The 19,231-nt window shown below is 42.1% G+C and carries 17 protein-coding genes and 1 tRNA gene; 9 read left to right on the top strand and 9 right to left on the bottom strand.

Annotation, left to right across the window (positions count from 1 at the left end; genetic code table 11):
* Positions 1-11 precede the first annotated feature (11 nt).
* The 8 genes from leuC to atpD all read right to left on the bottom strand — a co-directional run bounded on the left by leuC (position 12) and on the right by atpD (position 10,325).
* Positions 12-1,418, bottom strand: coding sequence for a 3-isopropylmalate dehydratase large subunit (gene leuC, locus OQY15_RS17440; RefSeq protein WP_265793181.1), 1,407 nt, complete (start codon positions 1,416-1,418; stop codon positions 12-14).
* Between the two features lie 60 nt (positions 1,419-1,478).
* Positions 1,479-2,960: a ketol-acid reductoisomerase gene (gene ilvC / locus OQY15_RS17435; RefSeq protein WP_265793180.1), complete on the bottom strand. Its 1,482-nt coding sequence runs from the start codon at positions 2,958-2,960 to the stop codon at positions 1,479-1,481.
* Between the two features lie 97 nt (positions 2,961-3,057).
* Positions 3,058-3,678, bottom strand: coding sequence for an acetolactate synthase small subunit (gene ilvN / locus OQY15_RS17430; RefSeq protein ID WP_265793178.1), 621 nt, complete (start codon positions 3,676-3,678; stop codon positions 3,058-3,060).
* A 10-nt stretch (positions 3,679-3,688) separates the two neighbouring features.
* Entirely contained in the window at positions 3,689-5,428 is a 1,740-nt protein-coding gene (ilvB, locus tag OQY15_RS17425; RefSeq protein ID WP_265793177.1) for a biosynthetic-type acetolactate synthase large subunit, read from the bottom strand.
* A 28-nt stretch (positions 5,429-5,456) separates the two neighbouring features.
* Positions 5,457-7,160: a dihydroxy-acid dehydratase gene (gene ilvD / locus OQY15_RS17420; protein ID WP_265793176.1), complete on the bottom strand. Its 1,704-nt coding sequence runs from the start codon at positions 7,158-7,160 to the stop codon at positions 5,457-5,459.
* A 15-nt stretch (positions 7,161-7,175) separates the two neighbouring features.
* Positions 7,176-8,066 carry a branched-chain amino acid transaminase gene (locus tag OQY15_RS17415; RefSeq protein ID WP_265793175.1) on the bottom strand — a complete coding sequence of 297 codons (891 nt, stop codon included), beginning with the start codon at positions 8,064-8,066 and terminating at the stop codon, positions 7,176-7,178.
* Between the two features lie 489 nt (positions 8,067-8,555).
* Positions 8,556-8,798 carry an ATP synthase F1 subunit epsilon gene (atpC, locus tag OQY15_RS17410; RefSeq protein WP_265793174.1) on the bottom strand — a complete coding sequence of 81 codons (243 nt, stop codon included), beginning with the start codon at positions 8,796-8,798 and terminating at the stop codon, positions 8,556-8,558.
* A 21-nt stretch (positions 8,799-8,819) separates the two neighbouring features.
* Positions 8,820-10,325 carry a F0F1 ATP synthase subunit beta gene (atpD, locus tag OQY15_RS17405; RefSeq protein ID WP_265793173.1) on the bottom strand — a complete coding sequence of 502 codons (1,506 nt, stop codon included), beginning with the start codon at positions 10,323-10,325 and terminating at the stop codon, positions 8,820-8,822.
* A gap of 150 nt (positions 10,326-10,475) precedes the next feature.
* On the opposite strand from atpD, the gene OQY15_RS17400 reads away from it, so the two are divergent.
* The 5 genes from OQY15_RS17400 to OQY15_RS17380 all read left to right on the top strand — a co-directional run bounded on the left by OQY15_RS17400 (position 10,476) and on the right by OQY15_RS17380 (position 14,235).
* Positions 10,476-11,387, top strand: a complete 912-nt coding sequence (locus OQY15_RS17400) for an SDR family oxidoreductase (protein WP_265793172.1) — start codon at positions 10,476-10,478, stop codon at positions 11,385-11,387.
* Between the two features lie 91 nt (positions 11,388-11,478).
* A tRNA-Arg gene (locus OQY15_RS17395) sits at positions 11,479-11,552 on the top strand.
* A 66-nt stretch (positions 11,553-11,618) separates the two neighbouring features.
* A complete protein-coding gene (locus OQY15_RS17390) occupies positions 11,619-12,194 on the top strand; it encodes an adenylate kinase (protein WP_265793171.1) in 576 nt (191 codons plus the stop codon).
* Positions 12,195-12,200: 6 nt separating this feature from the next.
* Positions 12,201-13,223 (top strand): GTPase ObgE, encoded by a 1,023-nt coding sequence (gene obgE / locus OQY15_RS17385; protein ID WP_265793169.1) that lies wholly within the window; start codon positions 12,201-12,203, stop codon positions 13,221-13,223.
* 313 nt (positions 13,224-13,536) lie between these two features.
* Positions 13,537-14,235, top strand: coding sequence for a LytTR family DNA-binding domain-containing protein (locus tag OQY15_RS17380; RefSeq protein WP_265793168.1), 699 nt, complete (start codon positions 13,537-13,539; stop codon positions 14,233-14,235).
* A 395-nt stretch (positions 14,236-14,630) separates the two neighbouring features.
* Here the strand turns inward: OQY15_RS17380 and OQY15_RS17375 are convergent, their stop codons facing one another.
* Positions 14,631-15,317, bottom strand: coding sequence for a S24 family peptidase (locus OQY15_RS17375; RefSeq protein ID WP_265793167.1), 687 nt, complete (start codon positions 15,315-15,317; stop codon positions 14,631-14,633).
* Positions 15,318-15,635: 318 nt separating this feature from the next.
* On the opposite strand from OQY15_RS17375, the gene kbl reads away from it, so the two are divergent.
* The 4 genes from kbl to OQY15_RS17355 all read left to right on the top strand — a co-directional run bounded on the left by kbl (position 15,636) and on the right by OQY15_RS17355 (position 18,968).
* Complete coding sequence (kbl, locus tag OQY15_RS17370) at positions 15,636-16,823, top strand: glycine C-acetyltransferase (RefSeq protein WP_265793166.1); 1,188 nt, start codon at positions 15,636-15,638, stop codon at positions 16,821-16,823.
* A gap of 116 nt (positions 16,824-16,939) precedes the next feature.
* Positions 16,940-17,977, top strand: a complete 1,038-nt coding sequence (gene pheS, locus OQY15_RS17365) for a phenylalanine--tRNA ligase subunit alpha (protein WP_265793165.1) — start codon at positions 16,940-16,942, stop codon at positions 17,975-17,977.
* A 2-nt stretch (positions 17,978-17,979) separates the two neighbouring features.
* Complete coding sequence (locus OQY15_RS17360; RefSeq protein ID WP_265793164.1) at positions 17,980-18,393, top strand: hypothetical protein; 414 nt, start codon at positions 17,980-17,982, stop codon at positions 18,391-18,393.
* Complete coding sequence (locus OQY15_RS17355) at positions 18,393-18,968, top strand: TetR/AcrR family transcriptional regulator (RefSeq protein ID WP_265793163.1); 576 nt, start codon at positions 18,393-18,395, stop codon at positions 18,966-18,968. Before OQY15_RS17360 ends, OQY15_RS17355 begins: the two co-directional genes overlap by 1 nt.
* The last annotated feature ends 263 nt before the right edge of the window (positions 18,969-19,231 follow it).

The following is a 19,231-nucleotide window of genomic DNA, read 5'->3' as shown; positions in this document are numbered from 1 at the left end:
GTCAATAATCTTTATGCCTCGGCAAGCATTTCCCTTACATCAGTTATTTTTCCGGTGATAGCAGCAGCTGCTGCGGTAAGCGGACTTACCAGCAAGGTTCTTGCGTCGGGACCCTGGCGGCCTTCAAAGTTTCTGTTAGAGGTAGAAACACAATATTTTCCTGCCGGGATCTTGTCCTCGTTCATTCCAAGGCATGCACTGCATCCGGGTTCGCGGAGCTGAAATCCTGCCTCTTCAAATATCTTGTCCAGCCCCTCATTAATAGCCTGTTGTTCCACCTGCTTAGAGCCAGGAACAATCCAAACCGTTACACTCTCTGCTTTTTGCTTGTGTTTCACAAATTCAGCCACCTCACGCAGATCTTCGATACGCGAGTTGGTGCAGCTGCCGATGAACACATAATCCACAGGTTTGCCAATCAGGGATGCGTCATCCTCAAAACCCATGTAGTCCAGCGCTTTCTGATAAGATAATTGTTCTTTATCAGGCTGGGAGCTTGTAGACGGAATATGTTCTTGTATACCCATACCCATACCCGGATTTGTTCCATAGGTAATCATAGGGCCAATATCTTCGGCGTCGAAACTCAACACACTGTCAAATGTGGCATCAGCATCACTGTACAATGTTTTCCAGTAGGCCAGTGCTTTGTCCCATTCTGCACCTGCAGGCGCAAATTCCCTGCCTTTGATGTAATCAAAAGTAGTCTGGTCAGGAGCAATCAGTCCGCCTCTGGCACCCATTTCGATGCTCATGTTACAGATCGTCATACGGGCTTCCATACTTAAAGCTTCGATTGCCGAACCTGCATATTCAATAAAATAACCTGTACCACCGGCAGCAGATATTTTAGAGAGGATATATAAGATAATGTCTTTAGCAGTTACACCTTTTCCCAACGTACCGTTAACCTCAATTTTCATGGTTTTAGGTTTCTGCTGCAGCAAGCATTGTGTAGCGAAAACTTGCTCTACCTGTGAAGTACCGATACCAAAGGCAATCGCACCAAAGGCACCATGAGTAGAGGTATGACTGTCGCCGCAAACCATTGTTTTTCCCGGCAGGGTAATTCCCAGTTCGGGGCCAATAACGTGTACAATCCCCTGGAAAGGATGTCCAAGTCCATACAGTTCAATTCCAAATTCCGCGCAGTTTTTTGTGAGCATATCCACCTGATAACGGGATAGTTCTTCCTTGATTGGCTGCAGCTGGTTAATTGTAGGCACGTTATGATCGGCCGTCGCCACCGTTTGTTTCGGGCGTAAAACAGGCAATCCTCTTTTGCGCAAACCATCAAAAGCCTGCGGAGAGGTTACTTCGTGGATTAAGTGTGTATCAATATATAGAATATCAGGAAATCCTGCTTCGCTTTTTACCACGTGTGCATCCCATATTTTTTCTACTAATGTTTTTGACATTTTCTTTATTGTTTTTTAAACCTCCCCGGTATTTTCACCGGAGAAGTTTCTTTTTGTTACTTATACCGTTTTAATCGATTTCATTGCAGTCATAGCTTTTCTCAGCTCAGCTCCAATAGTTTCAACCTCATGCGAACGGATCACTTCATTTACTGAAATTAATGCACTGTTATCTACAGAGCCATCTTTTCCCTCATTGAAGTTTTTACCGATCAGATCAGTCTCTACTTTAGTCATGAAATCTGCCAGTAATGGCTTACAAGCGTGATCAAATAAATAACAGCCATACTCAGCAGTATCAGAGATCACCCTGTTCATTTCAAATAATTTTTTACGTGCAATAGTGTTTGCAATCAGTGGAGTTTCGTGCAGCGACTCATAGTAAGCAGACTCAGGTTTAATTCCTGCTTCTACCATAGTTTCGAAAGCCAGCTCAACACCAGCCCTGATGAAAGCAACCATTAATAATGCATTATCAAAGTATTCCTGTTCGCCGATTTTAACATCACCAGCAGGAGTTTTTTCAAAAGCGGTCTCGCCTGTAGCTGCACGCCATGCCAGCAGGTTTTTATCACCAGCTGCCCAATCTTCCATCATGATACGGCTGAATTCGCCACTCATGATATCATCCTGGTGTTTCTGGAACAATGGACGCATGATCGTTTTCAGTTCTTCAGAAACTTCAAAAGCTTTGATCTTAGCCACATTGCTCAATCTGTCCATCATCGCAGTGATACCACCATGTTTCAATGCTTCAGTGATCACCTCAACACCATATTGAACCAGTTTGGAAGCATAACCCGCATCAATTCCTTTTTCAACCATTTTGTCAAACGACAGGATAGAACCTGTTTGCAGTAAACCACAAAGGATCGTTTGCTCACCCATCAAATCTGATTTTACTTCAGCAACAAAAGATGATTTCAACACGCCGGCTCTGTGACCACCTGTTCCAACGCAGTATGCTTTTGCCTGTGCGAGACCTTTACCTTCAGGATCGTTCTCAGGGTGAACCGCGATTAATGTAGGAACACCAAAGCCTCTTACATATTCCGCTCTTACCTCAGATCCAGGGCTTTTTGGAGCAACCATGATTACTGTGATATCTTTACGTACCTGTAATCCTTCTTCCACGATATTGAAACCGTGTGAATACAATAGGGTAGAACCTTGTTTCATGAAAGGCATAACAGCATTTACAACAGCAGTATGTTGCTTGTCCGGAGTAAGGTTAATCACCAAATCAGCTTCAGGGATCAGTTCCTCATAAGTACCTACAGGGAAGTTGTTCTCCGTAGCATTTTTCCATGAATCTCTTTTGCCTTCGATAGCCTCTTTACGCAAAGCATAGGCAATATTCAAACCACTGTCTCTCAGGTTTAAACCCTGGTTAAGGCCTTGTGCACCGCAGCCTACAATTACCAATTTTTTTCCTTTTAATGCATCTACACCATCCAGAAATTCAGAACTGTCCATGAAGTCACAAACACCCAATTGGTTTAGTTTCTCTCTGAGAGGCAATGTGTTAAAATAATTTGACATCGTTTTTGTTGTTTTTTGATTTTAAGGTTCTTTTTAAATTATTATTTTGATCAGCTGAGCTTTCGATTAAAACACCTCAGTCAGCTGAAATGTGGGATTACATCGTAAATACGTTTTTCTCTTTATCCAGAAATTCGTTTTCAATCACTTCCTGTCCTGGTTCAAGTCTTTCAAACTCTCTCAGTTTGCTGTTGAAACCTTCACTGTCCTTGATGATTGCCACCCTTGCACTGCGAACAAACTCAATCAGTCCGTAGGGCTGCAGTACTTCAATTAGCTTATCAGTTTCAGAACGGTGTCCTGTAGTTTCAAATATGGTGTAATTCTTACGAATTACCACAACCCTGGCACCATTCTCACGCAGCAGGCGTTCTACAAATACTTTTTCTGCGACAATCTCTGTTGGCACCTTATAGAGTGCAAGTTCCTGCCAGATGATGTCATCATTCGTATTGGCATATACCTTAAGCACTTCTACCTGCTTTTCAATCTGTCTGGCCAGTTTTTTTACCACCTCTTCAGTTTCCGTGATCAGGATATTGAAACGGTGAATGTGCTCAATTTCTGAGGGTGAGACATTCAGGCTTTCAATATTAATCTTTCTTCTCGAAAATATGATCGCAATACGGTTCAGTATGCCGATCTGGTTCTCAGTATATACCGTAATGGTAAACTCCTGCTTTGAATTTCCTAATTCTATATCTTTTGAATCGCTCATGGTCTTTTTATTATTTAAGTCTGATTTCGCTTACACTGCTACCTTGTGGAACCATTGGGAAAACATTGTGTTCTTTAGCTACCATTACTTCCAGCAGGAAGGAGCCCGGTGTGTTGAGCATTTCTTCCAGACCAGGAATCAGGTTTTCGCGTTCAGTAACTCTTTTGCCTGCAATTGAGTATGAATCACCAAGTTTAACAAAATCAGGGCTGGTAATATCAACAAAGGAATAACGTTTTTCGTTGAACAGCTGTTGCCATTGACGCACCATACCGAGGAACTGATTATTCAGAATCAGAATCTTCACGTCTACGCCAAACTGCATGATAGTACCCAGCTCCTGTAAAGTCATCTGGAAACCACCATCACCGATAACCGCGATAACTGTACGTTCAGGTGCACCAAACTTAGCTCCGATCGCTGCCGGCAAGCCAAATCCCATTGTACCTAAACCACCGCTGGTTACACTCAGACGTGTAGTGTTAAGCTTACCGTATCTGCAGGCCACCATCTGGTGCTGACCAACATCACTTACGATAACCGCTTCCCCTTTGGTAAGGACATTCAGTTGGTTGATCACTTCGCCCATCGTCAGTTCTCCTGTCTGCGGGTTAAGCTCTTTCTGAATCAGTTGTTCCTGCTCTATTTTGTCATAGGCTTTAAACTCAGCCAGCCATTCATCATGAGTTCTTTCCGTAATCAGCTCAGTCAACAACGGTAAAGTCTCTTTACAGTCGCCCCATACAGGAACATCAGCTTTCACATTTTTATCGATTTCTGCAGGGTCAATATCCAGGTGTACCACTTTTGCCTGCTTGGCATATTTATCCAGACGGCCTGTTACCCTGTCGTCAAAACGCATTCCGATGGCGATCATTACATCACAGGAATTGGTTTGTACATTCGGGCCATAGTTTCCGTGCATACCCAACATACCTACATTTAAAGGATGATCTGTAGGTATAGCACCCGCACCCAGGATCGTCCATGCGGCAGGAATACCACTTTTCTCTACAAATGCTTTGAACTCCTGTTCAGCACTTCCCAGTAAAACACCTTGTCCGAAAAGGATAAACGGTTTCTTAGCGCTGTTGATCAATGCTGCTGCCTGTTCAATATACTCGTTTCTAACGATAGGTTTGGGGCGGTAGCTGCGGATATGGCTGCAGGGTGTATAACCTTCATATTCAAAAAGCTGCATTTGTGCATTTTTGGTAATGTCGATCAATACAGGTCCGGGTCTGCCGCTGCGGGCAATATAGAAGGCCTTTGCCAGTGCTGCAGGAATCTCACTTGCTTCAGTCACCTGGTAGTTCCATTTGGTTACAGGTGCACTGATATTAATCACATCAGTTTCCTGAAAAGCGTCAGTACCCAGCAAGGTAGCAAATACTTGTCCGGTGATACATACGAGAGGAGTACTGTCAATTTGTGCATCAGCCAATCCTGTGATCAGGTTGGTAGCACCCGGACCGCTGGTGGCGAAAACTACACCAACTTTGCCGGAGGTACGTGCAAAACCCTGAGCTGCATGAGCAGCACATTGTTCATGCCTGACTAATATATGGTTGAGTTTATCCTTGTAATCGTAGATCGCATCATAGATTGGCATGATGGCACCTCCGGGATAACCGAAAATTGTTTCTGTTCCTTCGGCAATAAGTCCTTCCATCAAGGCAACTGATCCCGTAACCGTTGTGGTTTTCTTTGGTTGGGCCAGTGTTGCTGCTTCCTGTTGTACTGTTTCCATTTTAATTGGGTTTAATTTAGGGCTCTGGTTAATTTTCTGTGTAGGCGTCAGTTACACACCCTTCACTGGCATTGCTTACTTGTTTGATATATTTATAGAGTACACCACTTTTTACCGGTGGTGGCAATTGTACCCATGCTGCCCTGCGTGCTGCAAGTTCTTCATCGGAGATATTCAGCTGGATAGTATTATTTACTGCATCAATGGTAATGATATCGTTGTCTTTTACCAAACCGATATTTCCGCCGTCCCATGCTTCAGGAGTGATATGTCCTACCACAAAGCCGTGGGTACCACCAGAAAAACGACCATCTGTAATCAGGGCTACTGACTTACCTAATCCGGCACCAATGATGGCAGAGGTAGGCTTAAGCATCTCAGGCATTCCCGGTGCTCCCTTAGGACCAACCTGGATGATCACAACCACATCACCGCGCTGTACTTTTCCGCTCTGGATACCTGCGATCAGTTTTTGTTCACCTTCAAATACACGTGCAGGGCCTTCAAATCTTTCACCTTCTTTACCGCTGATCTTTGCGACAGCACCTTTTTCGGCAAGGTTACCATACAACATCTGAAGGTGACCTGTAGGTTTTAAAGCCTGCTCAACAGGGAAAATTACTTTCTGTTTTTCAAAGTCCAGGTCTGCAGCATCAGCTACATTTTCTGCCAGCGTTTTACCAGTCACCGTCATGCAGTCGCCATGAACAAGACCTACTTTCAACAGGTATTTCAATACTGCGGGAACACCGCCAATGTCGTGCACATCTTCCATCAGGTATTGTCCGCTTGGTTTAAGGTCGCCCAAAACCGGGGTGTTATCACTGATGCGCTGAAAGTCTGCAAGCGTGAGGTTCAAACCTACCGATTTCGCCATGGCGATTAAGTGCAAGACTGCATTTGTTGAACCTCCAAGAACCATCACCGTTACTATGGCATTGTGAAATGCTTTTTCTGTCATGATATCTGAAGGAAGGATATTTTTCTCCAGCAATACCCTGATCGCTTTCCCTGCTTCGAGGCATTCCTGTTTTTTCTCCTCACTTGTTGCCGGATGAGAAGAGCTGTATGGCAAGCTCATTCCCATTGCTTCAATAGCCGAAGCCATAGTATTCGCTGTATACATACCTCCACATGCACCGGCTCCCGGGCAGGTGTGGCGGATGATACCCTGATAATCTTCTTCAGATAAATTTCCTGCTAATTTTTCTCCAAGTGCTTCAAAGGCAGAGACAATGTTCAAAGATTTGCCTTTATATTTTCCGGAATGGATACTGCCGCCATAAACCATAATTGCTGGTCTATTCAGGCGTCCCATTGCCATGATAGACCCAGGCATATTTTTGTCGCATCCCGGGATGGTGATCAGTCCGTCGTAATACTGACCGCCACAGATTGTTTCAATCGAATCCGCAATTACATCTCTTGAAACCAATGAATAACGCATGCCGTCTGTGCCATTAGACATACCATCACTCACCCCAATTGTACCAAATGTTAAACCGACCATGTCATTTTTCCACACGCCATCTTTGACGATCTTTGCAAGATCGTTCAGGTGCATATTACAGGTGTTACCATCATAACCCATGCTGGCAATCCCGACCTGTGCTTTAGACATATCCTCAGTTGTTAATCCGATACCATATAACATGGCCTGGGCTCCCGGCTGGGTGGGATCTTGTGTGAAAACTTTACTGTAGCGGTTTAGTTCTGGTTTTTGTTGTGACATTTCTTGTTTTACTTGTTATATGATTACTTCGTAATTTTGTTTTTCTAATACTAGTGCTTTATAGGTTCTTTGCAGGGTAGCGCCCAGTGTTTCTGTCCATACTGAGGGGAAAGTAGTATCATCTACGGAGGCAATACCTATGATTTCAGCAGCAGTTCCGCAGAAGAAAGCGCTGTCTGCATTTTTCAGTTCTTCTACAGTCAGTTGCTTTTCAATGCATTCAATATCAAGCGTTCTGCATAACTTAATCACTGTTGCCCTGGTAATTCCTGCCAGAATGCTGCCTAAAGCAGGCGTATATACTTTTCCGTTTTTCTCGATGAAAATATTTGCTCCCGATCCTTCAGCAATAAAGTTGTCCATGTCCAGCAGCAGTGCTTCATCATAGCCATTCTTTTTAGCTTCTGTTGTAGCCAGGATTGAATTTACATAATGGCCGCTTGCTTTGGCTTCAATATGGGTTGACTTAGGGTTTGGCCGCTGGTAACTTGAAATCCCAACTTTCACCAGTTTATTGCCAAGGTATGCTCCCCATTCCCAGGCGCAGATCATGATAGATGATTCCGTAGCTGCTTCGAGGGTCATGTTTTGTCCGCTGTAAACCAAAGGACGGATGTAGGCATCTTTAAGGTTATTCTTTTTTAATAATTTATAAGTCTGCCTGATGAGCTCGTCTTTATCGAAAGGGAAGGGGATATGCATCAGCTCTGCCGAGCGTTGCAGACGGTCAAAATGTTCTTTTGCTTTAAAGATCCTGGTGCCGTTATGCGTGTTGTAAGCCCTGATTCCTTCGAATACGGCGTAACCATAATGCAGTGACTGACCATATAAGTCTGTGGTCGTCTCAGCAGACTTGATAAACTGCCCGTTCAGGTAAAGGACTGTATTTGAATCGTAGTATTGCATTGTGGTTCCAGGTTGTCAGATGTTTATTAAAAAAGCGCCTCTTTTGGGGGGCGCTTTCAGATATTTTTATTAAAAATTCACTTACAGCGCCTTATTGTCCTGAAGAATCAGGAGAGTTGTCAGGTTGACAATGACATTAAGGTTGGTTGTAATTGAAGTGTTCATTTCGTTGTTTTTATATAAAACCAATTTACTTCATGCATCACAAACTGTCAATAGCAGATTGAAAATAATTGAAAAAAAATATTAGTTTGAGTATATTTCATAATAACAAATAATATTCCGAATTTATTGTATGATACAATCATTTAAATTGACACATCTATACCGAATATGGTTTCGGTATTCGGTATGAATATTATGCTTGCATTGCAATCGGGCTGATTTCTGCTTAAAATGCCTGAAGTGGCGGATGAAGTTGAAAGTTTTGTATAAAAAAAGAGGGCATCTTTTGAATGCCCTCTTTATAAAAAGATTTATACCAAGAGATTAGGCAACACCTTCCGCTAAAACTATGACCTTGTTTTTCAAGACTTCGACAACTCCGCCTTTGATTTCAATAATCTCTTCGTTGCCTTTAGTTTTAATAATTACCGGACCATCTTCCAAAGTTGAAATAATTGGTGCATGGTCTCTCAATATCTGGAAAGAACCCATTGTACCTGGTACAGTAACCGCTGTTACTTCGCCTTCAAAGATTTTTTTATCGGGTGTTAATATTTCTAATGTCATATATTAAATGTATACGCTTAATTACGCGTTTGCTTCAGCTAATAGTTTTTTACCTTTTTCAACTGCATCTTCAATGCTACCTACAAGGTTGAATGCAGCTTCAGGGTATTCATCAACTTCACCATCCATGATCATATTGAATGCTTTGATGGTTTCTTTGATATCAACTAGTACACCTTTTAATCCTGTGAACTGCTCAGCTACGTGGAAAGGCTGAGATAAGAAACGCTGAACACGACGTGCGCGGTGAACAACCAGTTTATCTTCTTCAGATAACTCATCCATACCCAAGATAGCGATGATATCCTGTAATTCTTTGTAACGTTGCAGCAATTCTTTAACACGTTGAGCAGTATTGTAGTGCTCATCACCTAAAACAGCCGGAGAAAGGATACGTGAAGTTGAGTTCAACGGATCTACCGCCGGGTAAATACCAAGCTCAGCAATTTTACGTGATAATAATGTAGTTGCATCAAGGTGGGCAAATGTTGTTGCCGGAGCCGGGTCAGTCTCATCATCCGCAGGAACATATACAGCCTGTACAGATGTAATTGAACCACGTTTAGTTGAGGTAATACGCTCCTGCATTAATCCCATTTCTGTAGCAAGCGTTGGCTGGTAACCTACTGCAGATGGCATACGGCCTAATAGTGCCGATACCTCTGAACCTGCCTGTGTAAAACGGAAGATGTTATCAACGAAGAAAAGGATGTCTTTTCCTGCGCCTTCACCATCACCATCACGGAAGTATTCAGCAACAGTTAATCCTGATAAAGCTACACGTGCACGTGCCCCAGGAGGCTCGTTCATTTGTCCGAATACCAATGTTGCTTTAGATTCTTTTAATTTTTCAGTGTCAACCTTGCTCAGGTCCCATCCGCCTTTTTCCATTGAGTGAAGAAACTCTTCACCATAGTTGATTACACCAGATTCGATAAACTCACGTAAAAGGTCATTTCCTTCACGTGTACGTTCTCCAACACCTGCGAATACTGATAAACCATCATATGCTTTCGCGATGTTGTTTACCAATTCCATAATCAATACAGTTTTACCTACACCTGCACCACCAAATAATCCGATTTTACCACCTTTTACATAAGGCTCTAATAAATCGATTACTTTGATACCAGTGTAAAGTACTTCTGATTCAGTTGAAAGTTCGTCGAAACGCGGAGGTGCATTGTGGATAGATTTACCAACAGTTTTATCAACTGTATTGATACCATCAATTGCTTCACCAATAACATTGAATAAACGACCTTTGATTTGATCTCCAACCGGCATTTTGATAGGAGAACCTGTGCTTAATACAGACATCCCGCGAACCAAACCGTCAGTCGAGTCCATTGCAATGGTACGTACACGGTCTTCACCAAGATGTTGTTGAACTTCTAAAACGATCTTCTGTCCGTTTTCTTTTTCAATCTCTAATGCAGAGAAGATTTGAGGTAAATGAGCATCGTCAGCAAAACTCACGTCTACTACGGGTCCTATAATCTGCGCTATTTTTCCAATGTTAGGCATATATTGTTTTTGGTAAAATTATAAATATCAAATTGTTAAAGGCATGTTTAAAGCCTTCAATTCGGTTTGCAAAGCTAAGATTTTCCGATATATTTCTTATATATAAATAAAAAGTTTTTCCACAGTTTTTTTATCGATAGTTTAGCAGCTATGAAAACCATATTAGTTACCGGCAGCAATGGCCTTCTGGGGCAGAAAATCACTGCTGCTGTTCTGGCTGGCAGGGAGTTTAATCTGATCGCTACATCAAAGGGACTGAACCGTTTTATGCCGGAAAACGGATATATCTACGAAACGATGGATATCCTCGATCCCTCAAATGTGAGAACTGTTGTTGAAAAACACCGGCCAGATACGATCATTCATACAGCAGCACTCACCAATGTGGATAAGTGTCATGAGCAGAGGGAGCTGGCTGACCAGCTCAATGTTGCAGCAGTACAGACCCTGGCAGATATCTGCGCTGAGTTTGATATCCACCTGATTCATTTGTCTACAGATTTCGTGTTTGACGGTGCAGCGGGTCCTTATGATGAAGAGGGGACACCCAATCCCCTGAGTTATTATGGAGAAACTAAACTCAGGGCAGAACAGGTGCTGCAGCGCGCAAAATGCAAATGGGCAATTGTGCGCACGATTATCGTATATGGTATTGTCAGAGAAAAGAGCAGAAGTAATATTGTACTCTGGGCTAAAGAAGCCCTGGAGAAGGGAGAGCCCATCAATGTGGTGAACGACCAGTGGCGTATGCCTACACTGGCAGAAGATTTGGCCGAAGGCTGTCTCCTCATCGCCGAAAAGAATGCTGAAGGTATATTTAATATTTCAGGGGCTGAGATGATGAGTATTTCGGAGCTGGTTGGTAAAGTGGCGGATTTCTGGAAGCTGGACCGGAGTCTGATCAGGGAAATTAGTTCCGCATCCCTTAATCAGGCAGCAAAACGTCCTGTCAAGACTGGATTCATCCTGGATAAGGCAATACATCAACTGGGTTACGTTCCACATCATTTTAATGAGGGACTTGCTATGCTGGATAATCAGCTGAAAGCAAGAGATCTATAAAATAGTATGCAACAGATTTCAATTTATTTTCAAAAAAAGTTTTGAAATCCGGTTACAAATACTACTTTTGCAATCCCGTAACGAACGGAATGCATTTGTAGCTCAATTGGATAGAGCATCTCACTACGGATGAGAAGGTTTGGGGTTCGAATCCCTACAAGTGCACAAACAACTGAGAAAAGCCTTGCTGCCTATGGCGGGAAGGCTTTTAAAATTTTAAAGATAATCCAAATGCTTAATTTTGTTCTCTTTGGCCCACCGGGTGCAGGTAAAGGCACCCAATCAGAAAAATTGATCGAACGCTATCAATTGAACCACATCTCAACAGGTGATATTTTCAGAGCACATATTAGCAATCAGACCCCACTTGGAAAACAGGTGAGTGCACTGATCGCTGATGGACAGTTGGTGCCTGATGCAATTACAATAGCCATGCTGGAAGATGAAGTGGATAAGAATCCGGGTGCTAAAGGGTTTATTTTTGATGGTTTCCCCAGAACAGTAGCGCAGGCTGCGGCGCTGGATGAATTCCTGGAAAGTAAAGGAAGTTCAATCACAGCAGTAATTGCACTGGATGTGGATCAGGAAGAACTTACCAAAAGAATTGCCGAACGTCAGAAGTTAACCGGCAGGGTTGATGACCAGGCAGATAAATTGCAAAAACGCATAGAAGAGTATTTCAGCAAAACAATTCATGTTTTGCCTTATTACGAAGCACAGCAGAAATTGAGTAAAGTAAATGGCATCGGCAAGATCGATGATATCTTTGCTGAACTATGCAGTGTGGTCGATCAATATCAATCATAGAGAGTTATGTCACAGGGTTCAAATTTTGTAGATTACGTTAAAATATGCTGCCGTTCTGGTAAAGGAGGGGCAGGATCTGCACATTTGCACCGTGATAAAATGACTTCTACCGGTGGTCCGGATGGTGGCGATGGTGGAAGAGGAGGGCATGTGATCCTTAAGGGTAACGCGCAATTCTGGACGCTCCTGCACCTGAAATACCGCAAACATATTATTGCTTCTGACGGCGGACCCGGATCAAGCTCTACCAGTTCAGGTAAGTTTGGTAAGGACGAGCTTTTAGAAGTGCCATTGGGTACCATTGCCAAAGATGCTGAAACCGGCGAAGTGCTTTTCGAAATCACTGAAGACGGCCAGACAGAAATTCTGACTCCGGGTGGGAGAGGTGGTCTGGGTAACTGGCACTTTAAAACTTCTACGCTTCAGACCCCACGTTTTGCACAGCCAGGTGAATCCGGTAAAGAGCAGTGGGTTGTCCTTGAGCTGAAAGTGCTGGCAGACGTAGGCCTCGTTGGTTTTCCAAACGCAGGGAAATCAACCTTGCTTTCCGTAGTCTCAGCAGCGAAGCCTGAAATTGCTGATTATCCTTTTACCACTCTGGTGCCAAATCTGGGTATTGTTTCTTATCGCGGAAGCCAATCTTTTGTAATGGCAGACATTCCCGGAATCATTGAAGGTGCATCTAAAGGCAAAGGTTTAGGGTACCGCTTCCTGCGTCACATAGAACGAAATTCTGTCCTTTTATTTATGGTTCCTGCAGATACCGGCCGTTCCATAAAGGCTGAATATGACATCCTGAAATCTGAACTGCTCGAATATAATCCCGAACTGATGCAGAAACCTCATTTGCTGGCGATCACAAAATCAGATATGCTGGACGAAGAACTTACTGCTGAGATGAAACAGGACCTTCCAGCAAACATTCCATCAATCTTTATTTCTTCAGTCGCCCAGAAGGGGATCACGGAATTAAAGGATATGATCTGGAAAGCCATCAATGCTGAGGAAACCTCTCTGATATCAAAATAATTTTTCTGATAAAAAACCAATTTTCCTGGTCGACCTCTATTATAGGCACGGATTTTGTATTTTGTTACAATCATCTTACTATTATGGACAAAAGATCATTTAACTTACTTTTTTCGCTTGTAGCGGCCTCTATGGTTATTATTGGAACCTATAAAATGTCTAAAAAGAAAAACCGCGTACAAGCCGCGCATCACGTCACTGCAGATACTAACAAGTAGGGTTCTGTTTACAAAGGCTGATTAGGCAATTACTGCTTGGCTGCTGCTTTGTTCTTCATCAAATGTTGTATATTTAGGGCGATAGAACTTGTTATATGCCTTTAAAATGTGTTGCAATAGATGATGAACCTCTTGCTATTCACCTGATCAATACTTTCATCTCGCGTTTCCCTGATCTGGAACTCTTACAGACATTTGGAGATGCTGTTTCCGGAGCGGAATATATCAAAAGAAATGAAGTAGACCTCCTTTTCCTGGACGTGAGTATGCCTGACATTTCCGGTATCGATCTGGCAAAAGCATTGGTTAAAAAGCCCTTGATCATTTTTACTACAGCGTTTACAGAATTTGCTTTTGAAGGTTTTGAACTGGAGGCTATAGATTATCTGCTCAAGCCTATCGATGCAACGCGGTTCACAAAAGCTGTAAACAAAGCTGTTGATTATTATAAGTACAAAAATAATTCTCCTTCATCCCCGGATGATGCCTGCATATACGTCAATTCCGAATACCGGATGATGAAAGTCGTATTAAAGCATATCGAATATCTGGAGAGTATGGAAGATTACGTCAAGATACATCTTGAGGGGGCCGTCCCGGTACTTACCCTGATGCCACTCAAGCGTATACTGGAAAAACTTCCTGCAGAAGACTTTAAGAGAATCCATCGCAGTTTCATCGTCCCTGTAAAAAAAGTCAGGTCTCTTCAGAACAGAAAGATTAAGCTTACATCTGTTGAGCTTCCGGTTAGTGGAAGTTATGCTGATGAAGTAAAACTCTGGTTGAAACGATAATTTATATCATTCTCATTATCAATTACGCTCATTTGTGTGATTTTAGATGCGGTGGCTGATGTTTGGCAGATGAACTATAATAAATTATGGTATTTCGCGTTAACTTTTTGACATTTCGTTTCAAAAACTTATTCTGATTTGTGTAGAGTTGTTAAAAAGTGTTAATATTGTCTGACAAATGATTGGAATTGCCATCTTTGGGTGTTGAATCTTCAACAATTAGAAAGATTAAGACGATAGGTATTGAATTAATGTATTTATGTTCTGAGAACTGCATTTCTGTTGATACTATCATAAAAGAAAAACCCGTTCATACAGGTTTATATTTGGTTAGAAAAGGGATGACTCTGGATGGATCATCCCTTTCTTTTTTAACCAATTTCCATAACGCATCTTCAGAGTTGATTCCTGGTAATTTTACCTTTCACAATAAACAGTCTTTTAATAACATTACGGTCAAGAATAGTATCACCTTTATAATTTGGATTTGAGGCGCGAAGTACAATCTTGCTGGTGCTGTTATGCTCAAAAAGCAGTTTTACAGTGGTAATATTATTGGCGTATTCATCAGTAATGATCAGGTAAGCTTCGCCCCACTGAATGATGTCTTTGTTGATCACTTCTCTCACTGCAATAATTTCACCACTTGCATACTTAGGGTACATGCTGTCGCCGTAGATGGGCAGATAGGCATCACAATCATTGAAAGGTCTGAAATTCACATAATACTCCGGCCGTTCTCTGAGCAGATTAAATTCTCCTGATGAGATTTCAGATGGATTAATATTGATGAATGGCACACCTTGATTTGAGTCTTCCCTTCCGGGAATTTCCGCCGCGTGGAGTTCATCATCAGTAAACATATTGCCATTGCCCGTGGCCAGCCATTTTTCATTGATATGATAATATCTTATCACCTCTTCTGATAGCCGTCTTCCGATCCTTCTTGCGCCATTTTCTATAGGCGAGAAGTTGTTTACATGTTTGGCTACTACCCCATAGAACTCCTGTAAGGTCATTTTCTTCGCTAAACGTATCTCTTTTAAGCGAGGTCCGAAATTTTCTCTTTGATTGTTAGTCATTTATTTAAGTTCGAAAATTAATTGTTAAAATATAATTTTGTTATAGAAAGATAAAGTTATCTTTAACTACAATCTATTGCAATGTAAGAAATAAATATTTGAATATTTATATTGTTTGAATTATTTTTTTATTCACAGACGTTAATTTACGCTGTATTATTGTTTGAGACTACTTTTTGCTCCAAAAACGGATCATGAGGACATGAAGCTAATTTTGGCGCAGTCTCAGTCTGCAGCCTGTTCACAGAAAGATCGTGCTACTTATGCCCGCTTAGGTGATAATTTTATAACTTTAGCCGATCAATTATAAATATCGCTATGTACAAAACATTACAACCTGTTCTCAAACAGGAACTTGAGCAAATAGAGAAAGACGGATTATATAAACGTGAACGCGTTATTGTAACTCCCCAGGGAGCAGATATTAAAGTAAGCACCGGCCAGGAAGTTGTAAACTTTTGTGCCAACAATTATCTGGGTCTCTCTTCAGACCCCCGGGTGACTGCAGCAGCCAAAAGCGCTATTGACAAATATGGCTACGGGATGTCTTCTGTACGTTTTATCTGTGGCACACAGGACGTACATAAGGAACTGGAGGAAAAACTGTCTCAATTTCTCGGTACAGAAGATACCATATTATATGCCGCTGCTTTTGATGCCAATGGCGGAGTATTTGAACCTCTCTTCAATGATCAGGATGCTATTATCTCTGATGAGTTGAACCATGCTTCAATTATAGATGGCGTGCGTTTATGTAAAGCGAAGAGGTTCCGTTATAAACATAATGATATGGCCGACCTTGAAGAGCAGCTTAAAGCCGCTTCGGGAAACAGACACCGGATCATCGTTACCGACGGTGCATTCTCTATGGACGGTACAATTGCGCAGCTGGATAAAATCTGTGATCTTGCAGACCAGTATGAAGCTTTAGTCATGATTGATGAATCACACTGTTCTGGTTTTATGGGTAAAACCGGCAGGGGTACTCATGAGCACTGCGGTGTAATTGACAGGATCGATATCATCACAGGAACTTTAGGAAAAGCTTTAGGTGGTGCTTCAGGAGGATTTACTGCCGGCAAAAAAGAAATTATTGACATGCTGCGCCAGCGTTCCAGACCTTATCTTTTTTCGAATACGCTCGCCCCGGCTATTGCTGGTGCTTCAGTAGCGGTACTGGACCTTTTGCGTGAAACAACGGAACTGAGAGATGAACTTGAAAAAAATACGATGTATTTCCGTCAGCAAATGACAGCGGCAGGCTTTGATATCAAAGAAGGTGTACACCCGATTGTACCTGTGATGCTGTATGATGCCAAACTCGCCCAGGAATTTGCTGCAAAAATGCTGGATGAAGGAATTTATGTAATAGGATTTTACTATCCTGTTGTTCCGCAGGGAAAAGCAAGGATCAGGGTGCAGCTTTCAGCAGCTCATGAGCAACATCACCTGGATAAAGCAATAGCTGCTTTTGTGAAAATCGGTAAAGAGCTAAAAGTAATTTAGAGCGCATTCTTTTTTACTTCCGCGGGGCCGTCTTTTGATTTATTCAAAAGACGGCTTCCTGATGTAATGGCGGGTGTGTTATAAATATATTAAGGATTAGCTGTATATTTGGCATTATGTTGCAAGATAAGATCACACAGTATACGATTGAAATAAATGCTTTTTCTACTGAAAATGCAGATGAACTAGAGCAATTCAGAATAAAGTTCCTGGGTACAAAAGGAATTATAAAAGATATTTTTGATGAATTTAAGGCTGTATCACCAGAGGAAAAAAGAACCCTGGGAAAGGTTTTAAATGAGTTCAAACAACTTGCCGAAGCAAAGTATCAGACTTTGAAGGAGCAGGATACTACGGCAGCAGCAGGGAAAGATGCTAACCTTGACCTTACACTTCCGGGCGCGGGATTTGAAGTGGGCACAAGACATCCGCTGGCGCTGGTAAGAAGAGAGATCGTCGACATTTTTAGTAAACTAGGCTTTGTAGTAGCCGAAGGACCGGAAATTGAAGACGATTGGCATAATTTCTCCGCATTGAACTTCCCTGAAGAACACCCGGCAAGAGATATGCAGGATACCTTCTTTATAAAAAAAGGTGGTGAACATGGTGATATCGCCTTGAGGACTCATACTTCCTCGGTTCAGGTGAGAATGATGGAGGCTGGAAAACCGCCATTCAGGGCTTTAATGCCAGGACGTGTATACCGGAATGAGGCCATCTCTGCAAGGGCACACTGCTTCTTCCACCAGGTAGAAGGATTGTACGTAGATGAGAAGGTGTCCTTCGCAGATCTGAAGCAGACACTTTTTTACTTTGTGCAGGAACTGTATGGTGAAGGTACCAAAGTGCGTTTCCGTCCTTCTTATTTCCCCTTCACAGAGCCTTCAGCAGAAATGGATATCTCTTGTACGATCTGTAAAGGTGATGGTTGCCAGTTATGTAAATATAGTGGCTGGGTAGAGATACTGGGTTGTGGAATGGTTGATCCCAATGTGTTGGAAAATTGTGGTATAGACAGCAAGAAATACAGCGGATTTGCTTTTGGTATGGGAATAGAAAGAATTGCAAATCTGAAATTTGAAATAAAGGATCTAAGGTTGTTCTCAGAAAATGATGCAAGGTTCCTTAAACAATTTAAAACGTCATTGATCTAAGAATGATCAGAGCTGCCTGGATTATTTTGACGGTATTAGTTCTCAGTGGCTGTGGTAAGGCTTCCAATATGGTACCTAACGTAGCGGTAAATTTCAACCGGCCGCTAACAGACCCCAGCTTGATAAATTTAACCAACTCAGGCCGCGCCGTGCTGATTGATGGTTATGGCGTATCAGGTTTGGTACTCTACAGGACGATACTAAATGGCTATGTAGCCTATGACCGTTGCAGTACAGTAAATCCGGGAGAAAGATGTGCTGTCGTGTTAGATGAAGGAGCTTTTACCGTAACAGATCCCTGTTCAGGAGCAAAGTTCCTTTTGGAAGATGGCAGCCCGGCAAAAGCCCCGGCTACACTGTCTTTAAAGCAGTATAGTGTAAGAGTATCAGGTAATACATTACAAGTAACTAATTGATGGAACCAGAAAAGATTAAAGAGAGCATCATTAGAGCTGCTAAAGAGTTATTCAGGAAATACGGTTATCACAAGACCAGTGTAAACGAGATCGCAAAAAAGGCAAAGATCGCGAAAGCTACAATATACAAATACTTTGAAAGTAAGGAACAGGTTCTTGACGCTATCCTGATGGATTACCTCGACCTTAACCTTACCGAGATTTTAAAAAATAAAGCGCAGTTCAGCGATGAGGAAGAGCACCTGAAAGCGCTGGTGATGAAAACCTGCAGGCTCACTTATACAGTTTGCAACGAGTTTATTGGCTGGGATTTTGTCCGTGAAAATGCCAACTCACAGGAATTCCTTAAACACCTGTCAGACCAGCTGGAATCGCTGTTACTCTCTGCCTATCTTGGCCTCGATCATTTTAAAAACAACCCTTCCCGTAGAGAAGGACTTGCATTTCTGCTTAAAGCAAGTAAAAGTATAGTATTCTCTTTTGCTTTTACCTCTGTTAGTGATGCTGACGTCCGCAAAAACTTTGTAAGTTTCCAAAAAGAAATACTGCCTTTCCTGGTGAAAGCTGCATTGTAAGGGCAGGGTCAGTATTACCAAAGTAATAACTTAATGTCATTTCTTTGCATACCGTTTTGGTTTTCGGTATGAAAACGGTTATATTTACGTGTAACGTCGTTTGAAATGAGCAAAGAGATCTTAGAAATTTCTATTTTGGTTGATGAAAAATTTGATGTGAGCTTTAATCTTGTACAAGGCATTTTCGGATTAATCCTGAAGGTTTTTGGAAAATAAAAGCTGATTACAAATCATCCTTTAAAGGGGATAATTCTCATCCTCCT

This window comes from Pedobacter sp. MC2016-15 (assembly GCF_026239695.1).
Lineage (GTDB): Bacteria > Bacteroidota > Bacteroidia > Sphingobacteriales > Sphingobacteriaceae > Pedobacter.
This window is presented reverse-complemented; position numbering and strand designations above follow the sequence as displayed.

Excerpts from the sequence above, each read along its gene's own strand:
- ilvC (WP_265793180.1), bottom strand. The coding sequence starts at position 2,960 with ATGTCAAATTATTTTAACACATTGCCTCTCAGAGAGAAACTAAACCAA.
- leuC (WP_265793181.1), bottom strand. The coding sequence starts at position 1,418 with ATGTCAAAAACATTAGTAGAAAAAATATGGGATGCACACGTGGTAAAA.
- OQY15_RS17375 (WP_265793167.1), bottom strand. The coding sequence starts at position 15,317 with ATGACTAACAATCAAAGAGAAAATTTCGGACCTCGCTTAAAAGAGATA.
- OQY15_RS17355 (WP_265793163.1), top strand. The coding sequence starts at position 18,393 with ATGGAACCAGAAAAGATTAAAGAGAGCATCATTAGAGCTGCTAAAGAG.
- OQY15_RS17390 (WP_265793171.1), top strand. The coding sequence starts at position 11,619 with ATGCTTAATTTTGTTCTCTTTGGCCCACCGGGTGCAGGTAAAGGCACC.
- obgE (WP_265793169.1), top strand. The coding sequence starts at position 12,201 with ATGTCACAGGGTTCAAATTTTGTAGATTACGTTAAAATATGCTGCCGT.
- ilvN (WP_265793178.1), bottom strand. The coding sequence starts at position 3,678 with ATGAGCGATTCAAAAGATATAGAATTAGGAAATTCAAAGCAGGAGTTT.
- OQY15_RS17380 (WP_265793168.1), top strand. The coding sequence starts at position 13,537 with ATGCCTTTAAAATGTGTTGCAATAGATGATGAACCTCTTGCTATTCAC.
- kbl (WP_265793166.1), top strand. The coding sequence starts at position 15,636 with ATGTACAAAACATTACAACCTGTTCTCAAACAGGAACTTGAGCAAATA.
- pheS (WP_265793165.1), top strand. The coding sequence starts at position 16,940 with ATGTTGCAAGATAAGATCACACAGTATACGATTGAAATAAATGCTTTT.
- OQY15_RS17400 (WP_265793172.1), top strand. The coding sequence starts at position 10,476 with ATGAAAACCATATTAGTTACCGGCAGCAATGGCCTTCTGGGGCAGAAA.
- atpD (WP_265793173.1), bottom strand. The coding sequence starts at position 10,325 with ATGCCTAACATTGGAAAAATAGCGCAGATTATAGGACCCGTAGTAGAC.
- ilvB (WP_265793177.1), bottom strand. The coding sequence starts at position 5,428 with ATGGAAACAGTACAACAGGAAGCAGCAACACTGGCCCAACCAAAGAAA.
- OQY15_RS17415 (WP_265793175.1), bottom strand. The coding sequence starts at position 8,066 with ATGCAATACTACGATTCAAATACAGTCCTTTACCTGAACGGGCAGTTT.
- atpC (WP_265793174.1), bottom strand. The coding sequence starts at position 8,798 with ATGACATTAGAAATATTAACACCCGATAAAAAAATCTTTGAAGGCGAA.
- OQY15_RS17360 (WP_265793164.1), top strand. The coding sequence starts at position 17,980 with ATGATCAGAGCTGCCTGGATTATTTTGACGGTATTAGTTCTCAGTGGC.
- ilvD (WP_265793176.1), bottom strand. The coding sequence starts at position 7,160 with ATGTCACAACAAAAACCAGAACTAAACCGCTACAGTAAAGTTTTCACA.